The sequence below is a fragment of the Motiliproteus coralliicola genome (assembly GCF_003345655.1).
In the GTDB taxonomy this organism is placed as follows: domain Bacteria; phylum Pseudomonadota; class Gammaproteobacteria; order Pseudomonadales; family Balneatricaceae; genus Motiliproteus; species Motiliproteus coralliicola.
On record NZ_QQOH01000001.1, the window covers coordinates 759,870 to 783,617 of the forward strand.

At 55.1% G+C, this 23,748-nt stretch carries 18 protein-coding genes; 8 read left to right on the plus strand and 10 right to left on the minus strand.

What is annotated here, in order from left to right; all coding sequences use genetic code 11:
- Positions 1 to 34: 34 nt before the first annotated feature.
- Positions 35 to 940, minus strand: coding sequence for an amidohydrolase family protein (locus tag DV711_RS03400; protein WP_114694232.1), 906 nt, complete (start codon positions 938 to 940; stop codon positions 35 to 37).
- A 396-nt stretch (positions 941 to 1,336) separates the two neighbouring features.
- Here DV711_RS03400 and DV711_RS03405 point away from each other — a divergent pair, with 396 nt between their 5' ends.
- From DV711_RS03405 to ydiJ, 7 genes are all read left to right on the plus strand, one after another.
- Entirely contained in the window at positions 1,337 to 2,071 is a 735-nt protein-coding gene (locus DV711_RS03405; protein ID WP_114694233.1) for a sulfite exporter TauE/SafE family protein, read from the plus strand.
- Between the two features lie 164 nt (positions 2,072 to 2,235).
- On the plus strand, positions 2,236 to 3,192 hold the full coding sequence (locus DV711_RS03410; RefSeq protein ID WP_114694234.1) for a tripartite tricarboxylate transporter substrate binding protein: 957 nt from the start codon (positions 2,236 to 2,238) through the stop codon (positions 3,190 to 3,192).
- Positions 3,189 to 3,713, plus strand: a complete 525-nt coding sequence (locus DV711_RS03415) for a tripartite tricarboxylate transporter TctB family protein (protein ID WP_165839987.1) — start codon at positions 3,189 to 3,191, stop codon at positions 3,711 to 3,713. The genes DV711_RS03410 and DV711_RS03415 overlap by 4 nt, the downstream gene beginning before the upstream one ends.
- A 45-nt stretch (positions 3,714 to 3,758) precedes the next feature.
- Positions 3,759 to 5,276 (plus strand): tripartite tricarboxylate transporter permease, encoded by a 1,518-nt coding sequence (locus tag DV711_RS03420; RefSeq protein WP_114694236.1) that lies wholly within the window; start codon positions 3,759 to 3,761, stop codon positions 5,274 to 5,276.
- A gap of 125 nt (positions 5,277 to 5,401) precedes the next feature.
- Entirely contained in the window at positions 5,402 to 6,850 is a 1,449-nt protein-coding gene (locus DV711_RS03425; protein ID WP_114694237.1) for a sulfatase family protein, read from the plus strand.
- 121 nt (positions 6,851 to 6,971) lie between these two features.
- Positions 6,972 to 8,192, plus strand: coding sequence for an anaerobic sulfatase maturase (locus DV711_RS03430; protein WP_114694238.1), 1,221 nt, complete (start codon positions 6,972 to 6,974; stop codon positions 8,190 to 8,192).
- A gap of 23 nt (positions 8,193 to 8,215) precedes the next feature.
- The gene (gene ydiJ, locus DV711_RS03435; protein ID WP_114694239.1) at positions 8,216 to 11,287 is read left to right on the plus strand and encodes a D-2-hydroxyglutarate dehydrogenase YdiJ; all 3,072 of its coding nucleotides are present in this window, start codon (positions 8,216 to 8,218) and stop codon (positions 11,285 to 11,287) included.
- A gap of 116 nt (positions 11,288 to 11,403) precedes the next feature.
- Here ydiJ and DV711_RS03440 read toward each other — a convergent pair whose 3' ends face one another.
- Positions 11,404 to 12,426 (minus strand): AraC family transcriptional regulator, encoded by a 1,023-nt coding sequence (locus tag DV711_RS03440; protein WP_114694240.1) that lies wholly within the window; start codon positions 12,424 to 12,426, stop codon positions 11,404 to 11,406.
- Positions 12,427 to 12,668: 242 nt separating this feature from the next.
- Here DV711_RS03440 and DV711_RS03445 point away from each other — a divergent pair, with 242 nt between their 5' ends.
- Positions 12,669 to 14,306, plus strand: a complete 1,638-nt coding sequence (locus DV711_RS03445; protein WP_114694241.1) for a fatty acid--CoA ligase — start codon at positions 12,669 to 12,671, stop codon at positions 14,304 to 14,306.
- Positions 14,307 to 14,451: 145 nt separating this feature from the next.
- On the opposite strand, the gene DV711_RS03450 is transcribed toward DV711_RS03445, so the two are convergent.
- The 8 genes from DV711_RS03450 to DV711_RS03480 form a co-directional block, all read right to left on the minus strand.
- A complete protein-coding gene (locus tag DV711_RS03450) occupies positions 14,452 to 15,474 on the minus strand; it encodes a phosphotransferase enzyme family protein (protein WP_114694242.1) in 1,023 nt (340 codons plus the stop codon).
- A 5-nt stretch (positions 15,475 to 15,479) separates the two neighbouring features.
- Complete coding sequence (locus DV711_RS03455; protein ID WP_114694243.1) at positions 15,480 to 16,856, minus strand: aspartate aminotransferase family protein; 1,377 nt, start codon at positions 16,854 to 16,856, stop codon at positions 15,480 to 15,482.
- A gap of 63 nt (positions 16,857 to 16,919) precedes the next feature.
- Positions 16,920 to 17,051: a hypothetical protein gene (locus DV711_RS19660; protein ID WP_279386505.1), complete on the minus strand. Its 132-nt coding sequence runs from the start codon at positions 17,049 to 17,051 to the stop codon at positions 16,920 to 16,922.
- A gap of 26 nt (positions 17,052 to 17,077) precedes the next feature.
- Positions 17,078 to 17,740 carry a TetR/AcrR family transcriptional regulator gene (locus tag DV711_RS03460; RefSeq protein ID WP_114694244.1) on the minus strand — a complete coding sequence of 221 codons (663 nt, stop codon included), beginning with the start codon at positions 17,738 to 17,740 and terminating at the stop codon, positions 17,078 to 17,080.
- Between the two features lie 14 nt (positions 17,741 to 17,754).
- The gene (locus DV711_RS03465; protein WP_114694245.1) at positions 17,755 to 19,176 is read right to left on the minus strand and encodes a coniferyl aldehyde dehydrogenase; all 1,422 of its coding nucleotides are present in this window, start codon (positions 19,174 to 19,176) and stop codon (positions 17,755 to 17,757) included.
- Positions 19,177 to 19,322: 146 nt separating this feature from the next.
- Positions 19,323 to 20,303, minus strand: a complete 981-nt coding sequence (locus DV711_RS03470) for an aminotransferase class IV (protein WP_114694246.1) — start codon at positions 20,301 to 20,303, stop codon at positions 19,323 to 19,325.
- A 223-nt stretch (positions 20,304 to 20,526) separates the two neighbouring features.
- Positions 20,527 to 21,360 carry an SDR family NAD(P)-dependent oxidoreductase gene (locus tag DV711_RS03475; protein ID WP_165839988.1) on the minus strand — a complete coding sequence of 278 codons (834 nt, stop codon included), beginning with the start codon at positions 21,358 to 21,360 and terminating at the stop codon, positions 20,527 to 20,529.
- A 316-nt stretch (positions 21,361 to 21,676) separates the two neighbouring features.
- On the minus strand, positions 21,677 to 23,494 hold the full coding sequence (locus tag DV711_RS03480; protein ID WP_114694248.1) for a carboxypeptidase regulatory-like domain-containing protein: 1,818 nt from the start codon (positions 23,492 to 23,494) through the stop codon (positions 21,677 to 21,679).
- Positions 23,495 to 23,748: the final 254 nt, after the last annotated feature.

Here is a 23,748-nt window from a genome sequence, read left to right on the forward strand (position 1 = left end):
TATCTCTCCTGCGATCGCTGAGTAAGAAGTCGGCTCAGGCGTTATCGAATCCGTAAAGGCTGCTGGGGTTATCCACCAGAACTTGATGCTGCAGCGTCTTCTCCGGTAGCCAGTCCTGTAGCATGTTGAGTAACGCCGCTTCAGTCGGCATCGGCACTGGGATCTGGGGATGGGGCCAGTCAGAACCCCACACCAATCGCTGCGGATTGCAGTCCACCAGGGCCTTGGCCACGGGCATCACGTCTTGATAGGGCGCTGTCTGCTCGGCTGTTAAGCGGTAGGCGCCAGACAGCTTGGCCCAGCCCTTACCCTCTCCGATCAGTCGCAACATCTGCACAAAGCCGGGATCGTTGACCCCTTTGGCAACCGGCATATGCCCCATATGATCAAACACCAGATCGACAGGCAGCTTTTCGAGCGTTGAATAGAGATCGGCAAAGTTGGAGACATCGATGAGCAGCTGCAGGTGCCAACCAAATTCAGCAACGCTTTCTGCAATCGTTTGCAGCTGCTCCCGCTGGCCGCCGCCGGCAAACAACAGATTGATCCGCGCTCCACGGGCACCCTGCCGGTGTAGGGATTCGAGTTGCTCGAAGGATGTGCTGTCATCGACGGTTACCACTGCCCTGAGCTTATCCGGAGCAGCCCGAACCGCTTGCAGGGTGACGCTGTTATCCGTGCCGTAAACACTGGGTTGCACAATGACACCCCGTGACATGCCCTGACTGGACAACATCGCACGGTAATCCTCCAACGAGGCTAATGCAGGGGTATAGCTTCGCGGTTCAACCAGCAAGGATTCGCCGCTACGGGTGTAAACGTGGGCATGGCAATCACAGGCCCTGTCCGGCACCGACAGATCGGACGCTCGCAAGTCTGGGTTTGGCGCCGCACAGACTGCCACCGAGTGCAGGGGTTGGGATTGGCTGTTCGATTTCAAAGCGCACCTCTATCAATAGGCTCCTCAACAGGCCGAATCTGTCTCGATCCGGACATCGTTGGAGTCACATTAACAAGGCAGCCAAGCAAGCAGGAAATACTATATAAATAGAGCCTATATATGGTTTTTATATATCGCTTATTGCAAAACTAGTGGGATACGCAGCTTCTACTCTGAATTCTTCATCGATCAACAGCTATAGCTAAACGTGATAATAGGTATCGCATTATCATATTCACATTAGTCTAAAACACTGTGCTAACGTGTAACGCTTGGTTCCATCTCGCCCCATTGCATCCCGTCAGGCAGATCAGATATCAACGAACTGCCGCATCGAAGCAATAACTGACAGTCACTAATTAGATAGCTAGCTCATTGAGTTACAGCTGGAACTTAATGAATAATCTTCTTCTTGAATACAGCCAGCAGCTGCCACTGTTTATCATCGTCAGTTTTATCGGCTCACTGATTTCGACTCTGATCGGTTTTGGCGGCGGTATCATTCTGGTGGTACTGCTATCGGGAACCATCCCGACCAAAGAGCTGATCGCCGTCGTCGGATTGGTACAACTCGCCTCATTACTGTCACGTTGTTATCTGACCCGCCAGCAGATCAATCTGCGTTTATGGCGCCATTTTATGCTGGGAGCTGTGCCGGGGATCCTGATCGCGGCGCTGCTGTTCAACCATATCAGCAATGCCACCCTGTCGCTGATACTCGGTGCCTTCCTGATCTTTTCTGCCTGGAAGCCCCAGGGACTCCCCGTTGATCGGATCCCTGCAGGTGTGCCCTTGTTAGGCGGCATGATGTCCTTTGTTTCGTTCTTTGTGGGTGCGCCCGGTCCCTCCATTGCCAGTATGCTGCAACGCTTAAAGCTGGCCAGACAACCGCTATTGGCAACCTTGGCGGCTTGCCTATTGGGACAAACGTTATTTAGAACCCTGACTTTCTATTCCGTAGGCGTCCCGCTTCAGCAATGGCTGCCAATCTGTGCGCTGATGATTATTGCTGGAGTTGTGGGGTCATTGGTTGGTTACCGTCTCTCGAATCGGATCAGCGACCGCCCGCTGCTGATAGCCGTCAGGCTTGCCATGGCTGGAGCTGGCCTCAATCTGCTTATCAATGCTTAACTGGAGATAATGGACGCAGAGCAAGATATAGGAAATCCATATACACGGAATACTTATATAGTATTTCATGTGATCACTGGGGTTTTGATATTGTGATTTCAGAGCGTCAGTCAGCCCCTGTGCGACTCGCCTCGATCGATAATAATAGTAAAGAGGATATAACCATGCGCTTGCGCCCCTTGTTTAAGAAAGCCGCCATCTGCGCCGCCGCTGCCCTTGCTAGCTCCATGACGCTGGCTGCGGATTTTCCAGACCGTCCTATCAACTTGGTCGTTGGCTACAAAGCCGGCGGTGGTGTTGATACCTATGCCCGAGCCCTCTCTAAAGTTGCGTCCAAACATCTGGATGGCGAGCCGATCGTGGTCGTCAATAAGCCGGGTGGCGGCGGCCTGATCGGCGGTCGCTTCGTGGCAGACCAACCGCCTACCGGCTACTCCTTGTATCTCTCTTCGGCAGGCTCGATGGTGCTGCGAAATCTGGCCAAGCGTCAGGTGGTCAGCAGCCAGGACTTTCGCATGGTTGCAACCGTTGGTGAACTGACCGCCGGTGTGTTCGTCCCCGCCTCCTCTCCCATCAAGACCCTGCCGGAACTGCTTGAAAAACTGAAACAGAGTGACAAGAAATTGCGTTGGGGGCATACCAGTCGAGGCAATGTTTGGCACATCGCCGGTGTTGGCTTGCTGGAGAAGAATCAGCTCCGAGCTAAAGATATCCCCTTTAAAGGCGGTGCTGGCGTTCGCTCGGCATTGATCAGTGGTCAGATCGACTTCGGTATCATCGGTGCCCATCTAGGTCGAGGCTTTGAGCAAGATATTCGCCTACTGGCCGTGTTGTCAGAAAAGCGCCATCCAGCGGTTCCTGAAACTGTAACGGCCAAAGAGCTGGGTGTTGCCTTTACCGAAGTGACCTCGCCGATCGTGCTCATGGCTCCCAAACGCGTCAACGACGCCACTGCCCAGCAGCTGTCTGAAAAGTTTGTCGCGATGGCTAACGACACCGAGTACCTCAAGGTGATGGAAGCCGCCGGTCTGCCTACTGCCAAATTGGATGCTCAAGCCAGCTCTGACTTGATTCAGAACGCCAAGGTTGAATGGAAGAGCCTGGTAGGGGCAGGAAAATGAGCTCCCTAGGCTCAGCCCGTCCTGATGCCAAGACGCGCCGTACGGCGCGTCACGACCTGATCGCCGGGCTTGTACTGATCGCACTGTCACTGTTTCTGTTCAGCGCCTCGTTCGATATTCCGATGGAGAGCGACGACGATGGAATCGGCCCCCGCTTCTTCCCGCAGAGTATCTGCATGCTGCTGGCCGCCTTGGGGCTGGTGATGGCGCTGCAGGGGGCGCGCAAGAAAAGCGCACCGGGCGACAACAGTATCTTCTACGGTGAAGTGTTTGTCGCCAAAGTCTTGCCGCTGGCGGTACTGAGCTTTGTTTACCTGTGGCTTTTCGTCCAGTTCGGCTATCTGCTCTCGACCCTGGTCGCGCTCTACGCCGCCTTTCTTCTGTTTGGGGTCCGGGGCAAAGGGTTGGTACTGATGCCGCCGCTGATGACTGTGCTGTTCTACTACCTGTTTTTCGGTCTGATGGGCGTGTTCGAGCCGCCCGCAGAAATTTTTAACCTGACGGATCTATTCAACGGTTGATCCCGAACCGTACGAATCTTCCTCCCATTGTTTTAGGTGCAGGTTATGGAATTACTGAACGGATTTATTACGATTTTCTCTTCCGCGACAACGATGCTATTCGTTGTCTGCGGTGCGGTGCTGGGGGTTATTGTCGGCGCGGTGCCTGGCCTGACGGCCTCGGCGGCCATCGCCATGCTGGTCCCCATTACCTACTACATCGATCCCCTGTCGGCCCTGGCCTTCCTGTATGTGATCGGTAAAGCGGGACGCTTTGGCGGATCGATCTCTGCAATCCTGTTTAACACCCCGGGCACAACCGCCGCTGCCGCGACGATACTCGACGGCTACCCGATGACTCAGAAGGGTCAGGCCGGTAAGGCGTTGAAAACGGCGTCGCTGGCCTCAGCTATCGGTGATCTAACCGGTGAAATTCTGCTGATCTGCGGCGCACTGACGATCGCCCAGTTCACCCGTCAACTGGGACCGCCGGAATACTTCGCTATCTACGTCTGTGCGTTTCTGATTATCGGCAGTGTGATTTCCAACTCGGTCATCAAAGGAATTGCATCGACACTGTTCGGCGCCATGCTGGCGATGGTCGGTATCGATCCGATCACCTCTGAACCCCGCTTTGACTTCGGCATGATCGAGCTCTACAACGGTTTCTCATTGATCCCGCTGCTGATCGGCCTGTTCGTTATCTCCGAAGTGTTCACCCAGGCCGCCCATGATCGCTCCAAAGATGAACACCACGAAACCGTCAAAGCCAACAACCCCTCGGATAATCAGCTGTCGATGGCCGAAGCCAAGCGTTGCCTGCCGCATATCGGCAAGGGGGCCGGCATCGGTTCGGTGGTCGGACTGTTGCCCGGGGTCGGCTCTGCGGTTGCCTGTTTCGTGGCCTATGGTGAAGGACGTCGCAAAGCCAAGAACGGCGATAAATGGGGTACCGGTGTGGTCGAAGGTATTGCCGCTCCTGAGGCTGCCAACAACGCGGTATCCGGCCCCAGCATGATCCCGTTGCTGGCGTTGGGTGTGCCCGGTAGCACCATCGCGGCGATGCTGATGGGGGTCTTTATGATCCACGGTATCCAGGTGGGTCCGCAGATCTTCGAAACCTCGGGCGATATCGTCTATGGCCTATTTGCCGCTGGCCTGATCGGCATCGTGCTGTACTTCATCATCGGCTGGTTCGGTAGCGCCTATATCGGCCGTGCTATCGAGAAAGTACCGGCGATCTACATCTACCCGTCGATTCTGACGGTGGCGTTCATCTCCGCCTACACTGCCCGTTCCAGCCTGTTTGATGTGGGTGTGGCCTGTGTCTTCGGCATCATCGGTTACTTTATGCGGACCCTGAACTTCAGTACCGCCGCCACCGTTATCGCCTTCGTGCTGGCGCCGGGCGCTGAACAGGCACTGCGTCAGTCGCTGCTGCTGTCCGATGACGGTTTCCTGATCTTTGTTGATCGACCGGTGGCATTGATCTTCTTCGCCATTCCGGTGGTAGCCATCGGCCTGCGTCTCTACGCCCGTATGCGGCGTGAAAACAGCAACGCCGAGTTGCTCGATACCGCCTGACCTCGGGTCAGGCGCTGACGCCGCGCCACTTCCCTAGCCAAATCAACTTTAGCCAAATCAACTTTTCTGCCCACCCCGGTGGGCCAGAGCGGGCTGTGTCGCCCGTTTGAAATGAGGATCAACTCATGAGCGCTAAAAATATCATCGTGATCATGTCTGATGAACACGCCAACAAAGTGCTTGGCTGTCACGGCCACCCGCTGGTCAAAACACCTAACCTGGACAAGTTGGCCGCTGACGGTTGCCGCTTCAGCAATGCTTACACCAACTCCCCCATCTGCCTGCCTGGCCGCGCGGCCTTTGCCACCGGTCGCTACGTCAACGAGACCGGCTACTGGGATAACGCCCACCCCTACGACGGCAAGGTCGATAGCTGGGGGCACGTGTTGCGCGACCAGGGAATTCGATCTGTCTCGGTCGGCAAGCTGCACTACAAAAATGCCACCGATTACACCGGCTTCGATCAACAGATTCTGCCGATGCACGTGGTCGGCGAACAGGGTGACGTGCTCGGCTCGGTACGCGACGATCTGCCGCGGCGGATGAAGTGTCGTTCCATGTCCGACAGCATCGGCCCCGGTGAAAGCAGCTACACCCAATACGATCGCGATATCACCGAACTAGCCTGCAACTGGATCAAGGAGGAAGCCGGCGAAGAGCGTTTTGCCCTGTACGTCGGCCTGGTCGCCCCCCACTTCCCGTTGATCGCACCACAGCAGTTCTACGATCTCTATAAAGACGTCGACATCCCGATGCCCAAAGCATACGCAGCGTCTGAGCGCCCTACTCATCCGTGGCTACAGCAATGGAAGGAGTGCTGGATTCACGACGAGTTTTTCGACGATGACAAAGTGCGTACCGCACTTCGCAGCTATCTGGGTCTGTGCTCGTTCCTGGATGACAACATCGGCAAGATTCTCAAGGCACTGGAACAAGCCGGTCTGGCCGAAGATACTCAGGTGATCTACACCTCAGATCACGGTGACAACATGGGTGCCCGTGGGCTCTGGGGCAAGTCGACCTTCTTCGAAGAGGCTGCCGCGATCCCGATGATCATGACCGGCCCGGACATCGAGGCTGGGACAGTCTGTGAAACCCCGGTATCGCTGGTCGACTGCGCCGCCACCATCACTCAGCAGATGGTCGGCACGACCCCTGAAGATTGGCCTGGTCGTTCCCTCAATCAGATCGCTAACGAAGCGAATGATCCGGGGCGAAGTGTATTCAGCGAATACCACGCCGCCGGTGCAATAAGTGGTGGCTTTATGTTGCGCAAAGGCCGCTACAAGTACATCTACTATGTCGGATACGAGCCGCAGCTGTTTGATCTGGAAACCGATCCAGAAGAACTCAATGATATAGCGGGCCAGCCCGAGATGACTTCGCTGCTGCAATCCTTTGAGGCTGAGCTGCGTAGCATTTGTGATCCCGAAGAGGTCGATGGCCGTGCCAAAGCGGACCAGAAACGTCTCGTGGACAAGAACGGAGGCCGCGAAGCCGTTGTTGCCAAGGGTGGATTCGGTGCAACGCCGGCGCCGGGCCAGCACGCGGAGTTCGCCGGCAGCAGCAATTAAAACTTTCCTCGGCTGATGCGCTGTCATCGGCTCCCATTGGAGGCATGCGCCTCATTGGGGCGGGTTCGCTCGCCCCTTTTTTCTCTGCTGGCAATGACGATTCCGATACTGAAGGTGTCTTATGCAACAGATCCCTATCCAGCAGCACCGAGCCTCACGCCCATTCCACATGATGATCAAACCGGTGGGATCGGCCTGCAACCTCGATTGCGGTTACTGTTACTACCAGGATAAAGACGCGTTACTCCAGCAACCCGGCGCCAAAGTCATGTCACCGGAGCGTCTGCAACGCTTTACTGAGCAATACCTGGCAGCACAACCGGACGGTACCCCTGAAGTCAATTTTGGCTGGCAAGGTGGTGAACCGACCCTGGCCGGACTCGACTTTTACCGCAACGCGGTCAAATGGCAGCAGCACTACAATACCCGCCATCTCTCGATCAGTAATGCGATCCAAACCAACGGTTCGTTACTCGATGATGAGTGGTGCCATTTCTTTGCCGAGCATAATTTCCTGGTCGGACTGAGCATCGATGGCCCATCCGAGTTGCACGACCGGCAACGTCCGGTTAAATCGGGCGGCAGCAGCTTTTCCCAGGTCAGACGGGCGGCGCAGCTATTACAACAACACCAGGTCGAATTCAATGTCCTGTGCGTCGTCACCAATGTCTCACTGGTTGATCCCATTGCCGTATACAACAGTATCAAACAGCTGGGCGGTCGCTATATCCAGTTTATTCCGCTGGTCGTACCTTCGCCGTCGTCTATCTCAGTAGACGAACTCTACAACTTCGATCAGGACGCCGAGTGCTCCGTTGACGCCCAGGGATACGGCAGATTTTTAAGCACGATTTTCGATCACTGGCTCGAACAGGATCTGGGGCGAGTTTTCGTCCAGCAATTTGACGAGCTGATCGGTGCGCTGCTAGGCCAGCCCAGCGCCAGTTGTATCCATGCACCCGCATGCGGTCGTTCGCTGGTGATTGAGAACAACCTGTCGGTGTTTAGCTGTGATCACCTGGTCTATCCCCCGTATCAACTCAATGGCCTCGAACAGCAGTCACTGGCGGAGCTGGTCGATGGTGACCAGCAACAGCGCTTCGAGCGGCTCAAAATCGAGCAACTACCGCCAAACTGCAACAGCTGTCGTTTCAAGCCCCTGTGTAATGGCGGTTGCCCGATTCATCAAAGCGGCGAAGGTACTGCGCGACGCAATTATCTATGTCGCGGCTATCAAGATTTTTTTGGCCACGCACTGCCCTACTGTCAGGCCATTGTTCGATGCATGCAGCAACGCCTGCCGTTACAGCACTACCGAAACTTTCTCGACACATCAGCCTGATTCGTTAGGCAATAGGTACGACCATGATCCCAAGACTCGCCGACGCCAACCCCGTACAGTCCCGTTACCTCAAGTTTATCGAGACCCTCAAGCAGCAAGGGTTTGCCGGTGACCTGAACCCGGATTACGCCAACCGGGTGGTCTTGGCGACCGATAACAGCATCTACCAGTTACTGCCCCAGGGTGTGCTCTACCCGCGCAGCAGCGACGATCTGGTGTTAATCACCCGGCTGGCCAATCAGCCCGAGTTCGACGATATCGTCCTCAGCCCCCGGGGTGGTGGTACCGGTACCAACGGCCAGTCGCTGACCGACGGGCTGATCGTCGATCTGTCCAAGTACATGAACCAGATCCTGGAGATCAACGCCGACGAGCGCTGGGTTCGGGTCCAGACCGGGGTGGTCAAGGATCAGCTTAACGCCGCACTGAAGCCGTTCGGGCTGTTCTTCGCGCCGGAGCTGTCGACCAGCAACCGCGCCACCATCGGCGGCATGATCAACACCGACGCCAGCGGCCAGGGTTCGTGCCTGTACGGCAAGACCCGCGATCATGTGCTGGCGCTGGAGACGGTACTGCTGGACGGCCAGCGCTGGCGCTCGGCCCCGGTCGATCAAGCCGAGCTGGAACAGATCCAGCAGCGCGATGACCGGATCGGTGAGCTGCATCGGTTGGCGGACGGCATTCAGCGTGACAACGCCGCGTTGATCGAGCAGCGCTTCCCCAAGCTGAACCGCTGTCTGACCGGTTACGACCTGGCCCACCTACGCACGCCCGACGGACAGTTCGACCTCAACTCGGTCCTGTGCGGTAGCGAAGGCACCCTCGGCTTTATCACCGAAGCCAAGCTCAATGTGCTGCCGATTCCCAAGTGCGCGGCGCTGATCAACCTCAAGTACGATAGCTTCAACGACGCCCTGCGCGATGCCCAGGACCTGATGCAGGCCCAGCCGACCTCGATCGAGACGATCGATTCCAAGGTCCTGAATCTGGCCATGGGCGATATCGTCTGGGATACCGTACGGGACTACTTCCCGGCCACCGAGGGGCGTACGATCCAGGGGATCAACCTGGTCGAGTACACCGCCGATGACCCGGCCCAACTCGAAGCCAACGTCAAACAGCTGACCGACCAGCTCGATGCCGAAGCCGGTCACGCCGGCAAGAGCTTTGGCTACACCGTGGTCTACGGCCAAACCGAGATCAACAAGATCTGGGCAATGCGCAAGAAGGCGGTTGGGCTGCTGGGTAACGCCAAGGGCAGCGCCCGCCCAATTCCGTTCGTCGAAGACACCGCCGTACCGCCGGAGAACCTGGCCGACTTTATCCTCGAGTTCCGCGCCCTGCTGGATGGTCTGGGACTGGAGTACGGCATGTTCGGCCATGTCGATGCCGGGGTACTGCATGTGCGTCCGGCCATCGACATGAAGGACAAGGTTCAGGAAGCGCTGATCCGCCAGGTCACCGATCAGGTGGTCGAACTGACCACCAAGTACCACGGACTGCTGTGGGGTGAGCACGGCAAAGGGGTGCGTTCGGAGTACGCCCCGGAGCTGTTCGGCCCGGAGCTGTACCGTTGTCTGCAGCAGCTCAAAGTCGCCTTTGATCCGCGCAACCAGCTCAATCCCGGCAAGATCTGCACCCCGCTCGATAGCGGCGCCGAACTGTACCGGGTCGACGAAGTTCCGACCCGGGGCCAGCAGGATCGGCAGATTCCGGTGGCGGTGCGTGAGCAGTACGACAGCGCGATGAACTGCAACGGCAACGGCGCCTGCTACAACTACGACCCCAACGATGCCATGTGCCCGTCGTGGAAAGGCACCCGCCAGCGGATCCACTCGCCCAAGGGACGCGCCTCGCTGGTGCGCGAATGGCTACGACTGCTCAGCAATCACGGCAGCAACGCCCTGACCGAGAAACGCAAGTTGCAGCTGGCGCTGCCGCTGCGCGACCTGCCCGCCAAGATTCATAACAGCTGGAAGAAGCGTCGGGGCGAGTACGACTACTCCCACGAAGTTTATGACGCCATGCAGGGCTGTTTGGCCTGTAAATCCTGCGTGTCGCAGTGCCCGATCAAGGTCAACGTGCCGGAGTTCCGTTCCGAGTTTTTGGCGCTGTACCACGGACGTTATCTGCGTCCGGCCAAGGATTACATGGTCGGCACGCTGGAGTACCTGATCCCCTGGTTGGCGAAGTGGCCTGCGCCCTACAACTGGGCCATGACCAACCCGACGATGGCCAAGTTGATGCGCAAGCACCTGGGCATGGTCGACAGTCCCAGTATCTGCACCCACTCGCTCAAGCAAGGCCTGGAAGCGCGGGATATCCCCTGGGCCAGTGCCGATACGCTGCGCCACCTGTCCGAGTCACGTCGAGCCAACTCGGTGATTCTGGTGCAGGACGCCTTTACCAGCTATTTCGAAACCCAGCTGGTACTCGACTGCGCCGAGCTGCTCAAACGACTCGGTTTTGAGGTCTTTGTTGCGCCGTTCAGCCCCAACGGCAAACCGCTGCACGTGCACGGCTTCCTGAATCAGTTCGAGCGCACCGCCCGCGCCAGCGCCGAGCGGTTACAGAGACTGGCCGAGTTCGACGTACCGCTGATCGGGATCGACCCGTCGATGACGTTGAGCTACCGCCAGGAATACGCCAAGGCGCTACCGGATATGGCGTTGCCGCAGGTTCAGCTGATTCAGGAGTGGTTGGCTGGCAAGACCGAGCAGCTAAAGCCGATCGCCAGCGCCGGAAAACGGTTCCAGCTGATGGCCCACTGCACCGAGCGCACCAATGCCCCCAGCTCGGTGGCCCAGTGGCAGCAGATCTTCAAGGCGCTGGGGCTGGAGCTAAGCCACCAGAACCTGGGCTGCTGCGGCATGGCCGGCACCTACGGCCACGAAGCGGACAACCTGGAAACCTCGCAAGCGATCTACAGCCAGAGCTGGGGACCGGTGGTGGAACAGTACAGTCCGGTGGATGCGAACGATGAGCCGGAACTGACCTTGATCGCCACCGGCTACTCCTGCCGTAGCCAGGTTAAGCGGATGGATCAACAGCAGATAGCGCATCCGATGCAGGCGTTGCTGGAAGCTATTCAATAACGGCTGAATCTTTATATGCGAAGATAACTAAGAACCGCTAACGGTGTTCAGGGGCTTCAGACGGATGAAATTGATGAGCGTTGATTTGGCTAATCAATAACTCTGAAAACACCGCATTAATCTGGAGTCTCGCGTCGCTCACGCCATTCCGCGGGCGAGTCTCCACTCCAGCGTTTAAATGCACGGGAGAAGTTGCCGACATGGGCGAAGCCCAGACGGTAGCTTACCTCAGCGATCGGCATATGGGATTGCTCCATATACTGCATCGCCAGATCCTTACGCACGTCGTCCACGAGCTGTTTGTAGCTGGTCCCCTGCTCTCTAAGCTTGCGCTGCAACGTTCGCACACTGACATTGAGCCTCTCTGCCATTGTGTCCATCTGGGGCTCGCCTTCGCTGAGGTCTTCCAAAAGACGATAGTAAACCTGGCTCTGGACGTCGGAGCGATCGAAGCGAGAGATGTACTCTAGACAGATCTGATCGTTCTTTTGGGCTAATTCCGGATTGGCGGTCGGCAACCTTTGAGCCGCGGTTTCCAAGTCGATCTCCATCCAGACCCGGTCCTGATCCAACAAAATCGGGCACTTGAACATCCGCTCGAAACTACTCATATCATCAAGCGCCTCGCGCCTTGGTAACCCGACCCTCAGTGGCTGAAAGTGATGGGGATAGAGATGACGGCAAGTCAACATCACTGTCGACAGGAACGCCTCGTATTGATAATTGGTCAGCACTGGCTGATAGGCAGGATAACTACGTCCCCAAAATTTAAGTCGATCCGGCTCAAAATCCAGCCCGGTATAAGCACTGTTAGTAAAGATCTTGGTGAATCGATTTACCCGTTCCAATGCCTGGGTTAAGTCCTGGCTGGCCCACAGTGAAAAACCTAGCGCATGCCAGGAAGTCGGCCGCATCATTCGACCTACCGTCAAACCAAAACATGGGTCTTCAGACACTTCGGCGCCCAGTTGAAACAAGCGGGTTGTTTTCACCACTTCAAATCGGGCATTGGGGTCCCAGGCGGCGTCTAGATCGATATCAGCCACGCGGCATACCGGCTCCGGGTCTATGCCGTAACTTTCCAAAGCGCGCGCAATGGCAAGCACCCATCCGCCAAGCGTGGTTGCTACCGTTGCCATACGCACACCTCTGTTCAGTTACTTGTGGTTAGTCTCAGGTTATAGGTTTTTCCCCTAGAGTCTAATCCCGATACGCCAACTTCATATCATCAATGGGACCTGGGATTGCGGCACCTCAAGCCGTTTTGCATGCTAGATGAAACCTGGCGATGACAATCATCGATCCGTTGCACCTGGGCCTGCATTCTCCGCTGTATTCCCCAGAACAAACTCTAATAACAATGACCTAGAGGCCACACGCCATGAACACCAAAATTCTGCCCTCCAGTGACGAGGCCTACGCGTACCCACTGCTGATTAAGCGCCTGCTAACCTCCGCACAGCGGTTCGAAAATGAAAACACCATTGTTTACCGAGGTGAACAGCGCTTCAGCTATCGGGAATTCAACGACCGGGTCTGCCGCCTAGCCAATACCCTGAGCGATATGGGAATTGGCCCCGGTGACACCGTCGCGGTGCTGGACTGGGACAGTCACCGCTATCTGGAATGTTTCTTCGCCGTGCCGATGATTGGCGCTGTACTGCATACAGTAAATATCCGCCTGTCTCCGGAACAGCTGCTGTACACCATGAACCATGCCGAAGATGATCTGGTACTGGTTCACGAAGATTTTCTGTCGCTGGTCGAAACGATTCAGGGGCAGCTCACCACCGTAAAAAACTACCTGCTGCTAAGCGACCACGACACTAAACCGACATCCACCCTGCCACATTCCGGCGAGTACGAGGAGCGGTTATCACAAGCCGCGACCGAGTTTGATTTCCCAGATTTTGATGAAAACTCCGTCGCTACCACGTTCTACACGACAGGCACCACCGGTAACCCCAAGGGAGTCTATTTCAGCCACCGTCAGCTCGTACTCCATACGCTCAACATGATCGGCGCTCTAGCCAATGCTGACCTCAAGCCCTTGATGGGCAGCGATTGCGTCTACATGCCGATAACGCCGATGTTCCACGTTCACGCTTGGGGCATGCCCTATGTCGCCACCATGCTGGGGTTGCAGCAGGTCTATCCAGGTCGCTACGTGCCTGACGAACTGGTACGGTTAATCCGCGAAGAAGGCGTGACTTTCTCCCACTGCGTGCCCACCATTTTCCAGATGCTGTTGAATAGCGACGAAGCCAACAAGACCGATTTCTCCAACTGGAAGGCGCTGATTGGCGGCAGTCCTTTGACTACCGGACTAGCCAACAAAGCCGCCGAGCTTGGGATCCAGACTTATACCGGTTACGGCATGTCGGAAACCTGTCCGCTACTGAGTGTGACCCGTATCGACCGCCGTATCAGCCAGCAATCGGAACAACAACAGATCAGCTACCGCGTCAAAGCCGGCGTACCGACCAACCTGGTCGATATGCAGATCTGGGACCCCACGGGCAAACCGCTGCCACAGGACGGCACGGCGTCCGGCGAAGTGGTAGTCCGCGCTCCCTGGCTGACCCAGAGCTACCTCCACGAACCGGGCAAAGGTGACGAGCTCTGGTCCGGCGGTTGGCTCCACACAGGCGATGTCGCCACCATTTCCGACGATGGATATGTCGAGATTCGAGACCGGATCAAAGACGTCATCAAAACCGGCGGCGAATGGATCTCATCCTTAGAGCTGGAGAGCCTCATCAGTCGCCATCCGCAAGTCGCTAGCGTGGCCGTCGTTGGTGTGCCGGATCAACGCTGGGGCGAGCGCCCGCATGCGCTGATTGTCAGCCAAAACGGCGATCTTGAAGCGGACATGATCAGGCTGCACCTGGAGCAGTTTGTCGAGAGCGGCCAGATCAACAAATGGGCCATTCCGGAAACCATCGACCTAGTTAATGACATTCCCAAAACTAGTGTCGGCAAGATCGACAAGAAACGGATCCGTGCCCAGCTTGTTTAACCATCGTGCCCGCTTCGGCGGGCACTTAGATCCTTCTTCGTAGCGAGAAACCCGTTCGCCGAGACGAGCCGCCAATTTAAGCGCCGATGGGAAAAGCTCTCGATGGTGTGGTAATAAAGAGCCGGTCACCCGGCACGAGAAAAGGCTACGCCAGATAATGCGATGTCACCGTATCGATCGTACTGAGCAGTTGCGGCCTCATTGTTTGAGCCACCTCGGTTTCAGAACGGGTGTGAACCCAGCCAAAGTAGGTAGTCCAACGAGCAACGATAAAACTGGGAAGCATGGCCAGGTGATCTTCCGGCAGCGCCCTTTCCTGTCGATAACCGCGGATCATGGCGTTTGAGGCCTCATCAAAGGCAGGTGTCCCGATCAGTGTTATCAACGGAGTGGCCAGATCAAAAAGATGCCAACCGTAACCGGCATCATCAAAATCGATCAGCCGGATGCCTTCTCGGTTGACTAAGATATTTTCTGGCAAGAAGTCGGCATGAATCAGGCTGTAGCGGTCACTGCCGGTGCCGAATTCACTTAACTCTTGACGCAATTTGTCACGACACTGGAGCAACAGTTGTCGCTGTTCCGGGCTCGCACCTTCGATATCCCAGAAGCGGCCCCAAAACGGTTCTTCGCCAGTCAGTCCATCGAGGTCCCAAGCGTGGCGCACAAAATTTTCCGGTACTTTCCAGCTACAGGCCTGATTATGTGTCCGAGCGGCCATCTGCCCGATCTGGCAATAGTGGTCGGCAAGGGCGATAGAATTGATCGCCGATTCGTCACCCAACTTGACCTCGCCCAGCGGCGTACCCTCGAACCACTCCTGAATATCGACTTGAAACGGTTGGTCCGATCCTTCGCTATGGATTAACTGGAGTAGTGACTGATCAACCGACTTGATTATTCTGGGCGTTTCAATTCCTGCTGCCCGTAAGGCATCCATCCACAGCAATTCGGAATTCAGTTCTTCGTTAGAGTGGTAGCCGAGCCTATGCACGCGAACGGCGTATTCCGCACCATCGTTATCGATCGCTTTGAATACTGCGTTTTCTCGGTGTTTGATTAACGTCAGTTTGGCATCACTAAGACCCCACAGTGGCATAGCGTGCCGTGCTGCAGTCTTCATAATCTGTAATTGCTGATTCAGTGGTAGGTTAAAGAAAGCGGTCATCGGTTTTACCTATTGTCTTTATTGTCAGATAGCTCGCTAAGCACTTCATCAAGGGCAACAATCACGCGATCGATATCGGGCTTCTCGACCACCAGCGGAGGCCTAAACTTCAAACAGTTACCGAACGCGCCCGTCAGTCCTATCAGAACCCCCTTTTGCTTCATCGCATCGGGAATTTTGGCGGCAAGCTCGCTGGCCGGTTCACGCGTAGCTCGGTCTTTGACCAGGTCAATACCAAGAAACAACCCCTTCCCCTGTACGTTGCCAATAATCGGGTGTTTATCCGCCAATTCGACGAGTTGCGTTTGCAGGTAGGCGCCGACCGCTTGAACGTGCTCGGTCATGTTCTGTTCTTTGGCAAACTGCAGAACCGCTTTACCGGCTGCGGACGCCACGGGATTGCCGCCAAACGTATTGAAATACATATCCTGGCTGGCCCACTTGTCGGCGATTTGACGGGTAGTGAATACCGCCGCTACCGGGAATCCGGCGCCTAATGGTTTCCCGGTAAAGACAATATCCGGAACGAAGTCGTACTGTTCAAAGCCCCAGAAAGTTCCGGTACGGCAAACGCCCGCTTGTACTTCGTCGGCGATCATCAAGCCCCCCGCTGAGTGAACCTTGTCGCTTAGCTTCTGGAAGTAATCCTGAGGGGCATCCAGAGCACCGTTGGAGTCAAAGATGCTGTCACAGACAAAAGCGGCTAAACCTTGATCTCGGCGCTGAAGCTTGTCGATGGCTGACTCAGCCAGATCGGCATACTGCTGCCCAAGCAACTGGTCGTTATCGCCATCGAGGCGGAAGCTGCCTCGGTAGGTATTCGGTGGTTCAATCGCTTCGATGTGCGGCGTATCTCCGCGCAACGTTTCCGGGTAAGCCGTCGACATCTCCGTCACCAGCTTGGAGTTGCCGTGGTAGCTATTCTCCATCACGATCAGCCCATTGCTGCCCGTGACGGAGCGGGCAATCCGTACTGCCAGCTCGCATGCTTCCGTCCCGGTGCAAACGAACAGACAGACTTCTAACGCATCCGGCAGCGTACTGGCCGCCTCTTCGGCAAATTCGATGACCTTCTCATTCAGGTAACGGGTATGGGTAGTCAGAATACCGGCCTGCTCCCGAATCGCCTCGACTACCTTAGGGTTTGCATGCCCCATCGACTGAACATTGTTATAAAAGTCCAGGTACTCGTTGCCCTGAGCATCGTAGAGGTAGACGCCCTCGCCTCTGACCAGATGAACCGGGTCGTGGTAAAACAGGAAACTACCGGCAAAGTGCTTGCCACGACGTTCAATCAGTTCGGTTTCTTTGGCCTCATGGCCTCCGTTGGCGTGGATATGCGCCATCCTCGGATTATTTGAAAGCGTGCTGTTGTCCTTCATAGAACTCCCCTACCGGTTATTGTGTTGTTCGGGCACAGTCGTAACTCTGGGCACTCGTTAGTTTTATCGCTGCATCAGCAGAGCCGTCGTAACCTGCTTGCTTTCCTCCTCCGTCAGATGGGCGATAAAGTGATCCACTTCGCTATCGATGACCTGTGGCAGCGGCAGGAAGGGACTCTGGTTTATCATCTGCATTTGGGGTTGCTGAACCGCTTCGGCTGTTATTCAGCAGCGACAAGCGGCATCCAATGCAGGCTGTTCAACTGAATCTCCACGGCATCGAAATAGGCCTTTTCCATCACCGCAACTTCCTGACATGTGGCGTTAACCTTGCCACTGGTCAGAAGTAATAAGACCCCGTACCAATTCGCCCAGCTGGCAAAGACGATCTGCCTCTTGCCCAAACCCTGAGGCAACTGCAACGCCCCTTCCGATATCGCGTCTTCGATAAGCCCGAGCATGAACGCTTCGAGCTGTCGTTCTATACGTTCATGCTGATGGAGCCAGGCTCGGGAGGCTTTACCTTTAACCAACGGACATTTGCAGGACTGGTAGGCTTGAAACAGGATCGGATTGTTCTGAGCCAGCTCGAAGAGCTCCGTGGCTAGCGCGACGAATCTCGTTCGACTACTACCGGACTTGTGGATTTGCAGCTGTGAGTGGGTAAGTAGCTGACGAATCAGTCGACCACCCAAACCCAGCATCAGATCCTCTGCGCAGCTGAAATGGCTGTACACCAATCCCTTAGAGTAAGGAACTCGCTCAACAACCCGGTCCATAGAAAAGCGCGCAAGCGTTGTCTCTTCCAGTGCCAGCCTTGCTGCATCGAGGATCTGTTGTTCTCGTAGCTGAAGTTCAGCAGCGTCCAGTCTTTTCGGGCACATAGGGTCAATCCCTGTTACCCACCACTTAAAAAGCGCAGCATCCGTTGTTTGAACCAGCTGTTGTACGGCGGCAGCAGCATCTTCATGCTATTCAGACGCCCCTTGGATAGCACCGATTTCGCTTTTGACAAGGTGAGAAATCCCTCATGCCCGTGATAGTGCCCCATACCTGAAGGACCGATACCGCCGAACGGAATATCATCGACCCCAACATGGAGCAGCACCTCGTTGATGCAGGCGCCACCGGAATGGGTCTGCGTCATCACCTTTTCCTGGGTGGCCCGATTGTTGCCAAAGTAATAAAGAGCCAACGGGCGGGGACGCTGGGTGACAAAGTCGATGGCTTCGTCGACATCGTCAACGGGGATAATCGGCAAGATCGGCCCGAAGATCTCCTCATGCATCACGGACATCTCTTCGGACACATTCAATACCAAATGCGGGATCATCCGGCGCGAGCCTTCGGTGGACGTGATATCAAACGGTGTCCATACGATCGCCCCTTTCTGACGGGCATCTTCAATATGATCCATCAAGCGGCGGTGCTGTGCTTCCGAAACGATGGCGGTATATTCGCGGTTCTTTCCGGCATCGGGATACATCTTTCTAAATGCCGCTAGATATGCCTCCACAAACTGAGTCAGCATCGTTTTGTGTACAAGCACATAGTCTGGCGCGACACAGATCTGGCCAGCATTGGCCGACTTGCCAAAGCAGATCCGTTCTGCCGCTTCGGCGATGGGGAAACCCTTGTCGACGATGACAGGTGACTTGCCACCCAGTTCAAGCGTGACCGGGGTCAGATTCTTAGCCGCTGCCGCCATCACATGCTTACCTACTGTGGTAGAGCCGGTAAACAGCAGGTGGTCAAAGGGCAATTGACTAAATTGTGCCGCCACATCAGCCCCACCGGTTACCACGGTCACCAGGTCCTCGGGGAAAGCCTCGGCAATTATCTGTTTGAGTAGCTCTGAGGTCGCCGGCGTAAATTCCGACATTTTGATCATCGCGCGGTTGCCTGCCGTTAAGGCTGTGATCAAGGGACCGCAGGACAGCTGGATCGGGAAGTTCCAAGGTGTGACGATTCCCACCACGCCGAGCGGCTGGTAAACCACTTGCGCCGAAGCCGGTTGGAACGTTAGCGGAACCTGTCGCTTACTCGACTTCATCCACTTTTTAAGTTGACGACGGTTATAGCTGATCGCCTCCAGCGTCGGCATCAGGTCAAGCAACATGGAATCGTTGTGTGAACGTCCGCCAAAATCCTGGTCCAACGCCGCCAGCAAGGCGTCACGATTTTTCACCAGGGCTGATTTGAGGGTTTTAAGCCGCCACTGACGCTCCTTAAGCGATGGATAGCTATCGGCTTTAAAAGCGGCTTTCTGACGCTCCAGAAGAGCGCCAAGCGAGGCACCCCCTTGATGGTTGGTTTTCATGCCTACTGCCGACGGGTCGATCTGTGACGCTGCGTTAGTCATATTAATACCAATAAGTTCGGTCGTTCGGCGCCCTGCTCGGGTCGAACCGGGCGCAAACCTGATCGGAGATCCTGCTTAGTTGGTTAACCAGGCTATGCCTGTTGTTACAGATTTACCGACGTGTCGTAATCGACAGTAGTTGCCAGCCAACCGCCCCAGCGCTTTTCCCAGTAACGGTTGTGTAAAGCGGTGGTAATCTCTCCCGGACCATCGGTGTCGCCGAGAACGACGCCATCGACGCTGTTGATTGGCATGATTCCGCCAGCTGTCGAGGTAATGAACGCCTCATCGGCTTCCAGCAACTGTGAGGTAATGACCGGCTCAACATGGATGGGAATACCCGCTTCCCGAGCCAGTTCCAACGTGGTCTTTCGAGTAATGCCTTCCAGACAGCCGCTATCGGGGGTGTAGAGCTCACCATCTTTGATCAGGAAAATGTTTGCGCCTGGCGCTTCGGCCAGGTTGCCATCAGCGTCGGTTAGGACCGACCAGTCTTTCTGACCCATGACTGCCTCGATCATCGATAATTTCATATCCATCCAATGCAGATTCTTGGCGGTCGGATCAACCGAACTCGGTGGGATGCGGATGTAATTTTTACTGATCATCACATCCAGCCCCCGAGTACGCTGCTCATCGTTGGCGATGTACAGATAGGGAATGACGAAGGCATAGAATGCCGGTTGGTATGACTCAAGGTCGGCGCGATCGGCGGGCATCATTCCGCGGGTAACACACCACCAGACGTAAGCTTCCTGGGTGCCCGCCAGCTTGACCAGGTTTGTCAGAATGTCTGCGGTTTGTTCACGCGAATATGGGTTGATGAGCAAAAATTTTTCGCAGGATTTCTCAAAGCGCTCCAGATGGTCTTCGAGTCGGAAAAACTGGCCCTTGGAAACACTGACCACATCATAGGCGGCATCGGCATGCATAAAGCCCATGTCAACAATTGGAACTCCCGCCTCGTGCAAACCGCAGTAACTGCCGTTCATAAAGGCACTACCCATGGCGAAACGTTCATCATGCGCTTTACGGGCATGGGCGGGTTCGTTAAGCATGATCTGCTCAGCTTTTATTATTGTCATGGTTAATCCTCAATATGGAGCTACAAATACAAAATCACGGTAGCATCGGGGCCTTTTAAATAATTGACCCTAGCGATCTAATAATTGATTCTTTCGGCCATATTGAACGCTGACAAATTTTGATTTGATCAAAGTAATGAATACTTGGGCGACAGAATTACTGGTGCTGGTTTGATGTTGATTAAGAAAGCTGTCGAGTGTGCTTAAACGGCATTATTCAATATCACCGATTAGTCTTTAATCCTCGAGATTTAATAAATCGATCTCGCCCCCGCTCGCCTATTTTTTCAAGCAATGGCAGTAATCTGGGAACAACCCAGGGAATTACACCCAGCAAACGGGCGCTGATACTGTCGCTATATGGAATATAGGTTTCCAACTTTCCCGTCTTCAACGCCTTCATAAACGCCTCGCCGACATCGCTGACTTTCTTTGGCTCGTTTAAGAAATTAAGCGCGCTCCCCCCATGGGTGGCCTCATGGCGCAACATGTTCGTATCTATAGCTCCCGGGTAGATACCGGACACCTTGATACCATCACCAATGACTTCCTGCTGTAGTGCACTGAGGAAGCCCCGCAACGCGAATTTAGTGGCGGAGTAGACACTACTGCCCTTCAGGGCGAGTACTCCGCCGACTGAGGAGGTAGCAAGGATATGTCCCTGCTGGCGTTGAACCATGCCAGGTAGGCAGGCATGAATCAGCTGCAAGCCAGCCCGCAGATTGATTTCAATCTCTCTATCAATGGCATCATCATCTCGCTCGATGAAGGAACCGATTTCAACAACGCCGGCATTGATGAAAACAATGTCCAATCCCTCATAGTCCGATTTAAGCTTGACGCACAGGCGTTGCACTTGGCCACGGTCATTGAGGTCTGCGACTTCGATGGTGGGTTGTTGATTAAGCTCAGCCGCCAAAGCACGTAACTTGTCCGAGTTGGATCCACTGATAATCAGCTCGATGCCGATACTATCCAGTCGCTTGGCTACGTCAGCACCGATGCCACTGCCGGCGCCGGTGATAAATGCTCGTTTGGGAGCCGACAACGGTTTCATCACGGTTTTTCCTAGCTTCGTTAGGGAGGTATTAAGGCAGGTGCAAGGTCGGACCGATTCCGCGACTACCCGATAGCCGCTGACAAACTGGTAGTGAACAAATGCGTGTGTGAAAAAGGAGGCCGACCGATAAAGCTTCCAGCCTCGACTGGCAGCCGGCCCCAAGTGGCAACGAGGATCGTCATTTGGTTTGAATAGCCGCATCAATGACCTTCCACTCTGGAAAGGATACGGCCGGTGCCGGTTCAAACCATCCCGGCGGTCAACCTGATAGATACGTGAAGCGGCCTATCCCTTTGCCGCTGAGTCTTGGAAGCTAGTTCGCGGCAAAATGGCCATCATTGTGTAGCTTGCCGACACCCTCTGGGTCGATACAGAAGAAGGCCGGCACCCCATCCTCATGGGCATAGGCGGGAAGGTTCGAGTTGCTGGTGCAAACCTGTCCGTCTTTGGTGAACTCGAAGTCACGGAACCAGACGACGCGGCTAGGCATCGGGTAGCTGATGAAGCGTTTCTCCGACGGGATATAGCGTAGTACGCGATCCGAATTGTTGGCGGCGATCCAAACATCACCGGTGTGCTCATGGACGTTCAGCGCGTAGGGGACCTCGTACTCGTTCTCGGACATGACCGGCAACGCGATATTTTCATAGGTCTTGGTCTTGGTATCGAACGCCATCAACATGCCTTCGTCGAATGACGGAATCCACAGAATGCCGTCTTTACCGAAGCGCAATCGACGCGGGCCTTTAAATGGCGTGTCGTACTCGGTCACTTCCAGCGTATCCGGATCGATATGACCGATCTTATTGGCCAACAGTTTGCCGTACCAGATACCGCCATCGACCGGATTGATATCTATACCGTAAGGCCAGTTGTAGATATCACGGCCTTGGTTCAGCCACTTGTGGTGACTCAGGAACAGAGCGGAATTTGCCTCTGGAAATAATTCACCGATTTTGAAAGTTAAGCCGGCAAACACATCGGTCGCCCAGCGAAGCGCACCATTGGATGGCAGGTCCACTTCGGTAAACTCACCCGTGGTGGTGTCCATCTTCAATACCATGTTGGACGCCAACACCGTAAACCAGACGTTGTTATCTTTGTCTGCTCGGATGGTGTGTGGATACAAGCCCTTTCGCCACAAGAAGCCCTCTGGAATATCATGCACTATCCATTCGGCGGTTTCCGGATTGAATTCGCCGATGGTGCCGGAAAGAGCGTTAGTGACGTACATCCGTCCATCTTCGATCTGTGCTGCGCTATGGGGGCCGTGGTAACCACTGAAAATGCCGATCGGCAGTTGGAATCCACTGAATCGACCGCCTCGATCCTTCCCTTCCCCGCCCGGAATTTTGTGGGGCGTAATCTCGTCGGTTTCCCGATCCAGCTCCCAGACGATATCGGTTCCTTCGTCCAGGCCGTAAAGGTTACCGTTCTGTCCCACTACCGCGTCGTGAACAAAGGAAAGTGGGCCCGCTACATGCCACTCGTGGACCGTTGCTTGAGCCAGTTCTGGTGAGTAGTCCTGGGTCTGCTTGACCTTGATCGGTGATCCGTCAAAGCCTTCGTGCAGCGCCTTGACCACCTGGTTATGCTCTTCGTAGGTCAGCAGGGCAAAATACCCCTCCATCCTCCTGACCGTATCACTCCAGGCCTCTTCCGTGCGCGGGTTGCGCGTCAGCATGTTGCCCTGTTGGTGGCAATAGTTACACTGGGTAATAAAGGCACTGCGCCCCTCGCCGTCAAACTCCAATTTGGCCACGTGTGCCGATGCTGGCAGTGAGTCAGAGATCTCTTTCTCGTCGGTTAGCTTCTCCAACAACAGATGCTGTTTCAAAACCGTCGTATCGGTGAGCTCTAAGTCGAGATTAGTATCCCGGTAATAGGGGCTGCGTCCGCGTAACGTTACCTTACCGGTGAAGTCGGTTTCGAGCTGATACCGGCCTTGGGCATCGGTGTAGGTGCTGAGTTTCTGGTTCTTGGCCTCATTCCACAGGGTCACGATAGCCCCTGCCAAGGCTGTTTGCTCGGTGGTGACCACCCTACCCGACAGCGTTGCTGAATGGCTTTGCTGGGCAACCAATAAACCGGCTGCAATTGCCAAGATTTTATAACTGGATTTTAACAACATGAGCTGCTTACCTTTTTATCTTTTCTTTAAGCATCAAAAACCTTTAACCCTTTATGAGGTTAAATAAAAGAAAGCATGCCCAATAGAAATAATGATTAAACTGATGATGATATTGATGACAATAAAGCGGCCAGCCGCCAGTGGATATCGAATATAGGGAACCTTCAATAATTTTATATTTTTCATCAATCAACTCTCCGACTTATTATTAGGTAACTCGAATAGCTAGCTTTATAGCTAGCAATGGAAGAATG

Excerpts from the sequence above, each read along its gene's own strand:
- DV711_RS03405 (WP_114694233.1), top strand. The coding sequence starts at position 1,337 with ATGAATAATCTTCTTCTTGAATACAGCCAGCAGCTGCCACTGTTTATC.
- DV711_RS03410 (WP_114694234.1), top strand. The coding sequence starts at position 2,236 with ATGCGCTTGCGCCCCTTGTTTAAGAAAGCCGCCATCTGCGCCGCCGCT.
- DV711_RS03415 (WP_165839987.1), top strand. The coding sequence starts at position 3,189 with ATGAGCTCCCTAGGCTCAGCCCGTCCTGATGCCAAGACGCGCCGTACG.
- DV711_RS03420 (WP_114694236.1), top strand. The coding sequence starts at position 3,759 with ATGGAATTACTGAACGGATTTATTACGATTTTCTCTTCCGCGACAACG.
- DV711_RS03425 (WP_114694237.1), top strand. The coding sequence starts at position 5,402 with ATGAGCGCTAAAAATATCATCGTGATCATGTCTGATGAACACGCCAAC.
- DV711_RS03430 (WP_114694238.1), top strand. The coding sequence starts at position 6,972 with ATGCAACAGATCCCTATCCAGCAGCACCGAGCCTCACGCCCATTCCAC.
- ydiJ (WP_114694239.1), top strand. The coding sequence starts at position 8,216 with ATGATCCCAAGACTCGCCGACGCCAACCCCGTACAGTCCCGTTACCTC.
- DV711_RS03440 (WP_114694240.1), bottom strand. The coding sequence starts at position 12,426 with ATGGCAACGGTAGCAACCACGCTTGGCGGATGGGTGCTTGCCATTGCG.
- DV711_RS03445 (WP_114694241.1), top strand. The coding sequence starts at position 12,669 with ATGAACACCAAAATTCTGCCCTCCAGTGACGAGGCCTACGCGTACCCA.
- DV711_RS03450 (WP_114694242.1), bottom strand. The coding sequence starts at position 15,474 with ATGACCGCTTTCTTTAACCTACCACTGAATCAGCAATTACAGATTATG.
- DV711_RS03455 (WP_114694243.1), bottom strand. The coding sequence starts at position 16,856 with ATGAAGGACAACAGCACGCTTTCAAATAATCCGAGGATGGCGCATATC.
- DV711_RS19660 (WP_279386505.1), bottom strand. The coding sequence starts at position 17,051 with ATGCAGATGATAAACCAGAGTCCCTTCCTGCCGCTGCCACAGGTCATC.
- DV711_RS03460 (WP_114694244.1), bottom strand. The coding sequence starts at position 17,740 with ATGTGCCCGAAAAGACTGGACGCTGCTGAACTTCAGCTACGAGAACAA.
- DV711_RS03465 (WP_114694245.1), bottom strand. The coding sequence starts at position 19,176 with ATGAAAACCAACCATCAAGGGGGTGCCTCGCTTGGCGCTCTTCTGGAG.
- DV711_RS03470 (WP_114694246.1), bottom strand. The coding sequence starts at position 20,303 with ATGACAATAATAAAAGCTGAGCAGATCATGCTTAACGAACCCGCCCAT.
- DV711_RS03475 (WP_165839988.1), bottom strand. The coding sequence starts at position 21,360 with ATGAAACCGTTGTCGGCTCCCAAACGAGCATTTATCACCGGCGCCGGC.
- DV711_RS03480 (WP_114694248.1), bottom strand. The coding sequence starts at position 23,494 with ATGTTGTTAAAATCCAGTTATAAAATCTTGGCAATTGCAGCCGGTTTA.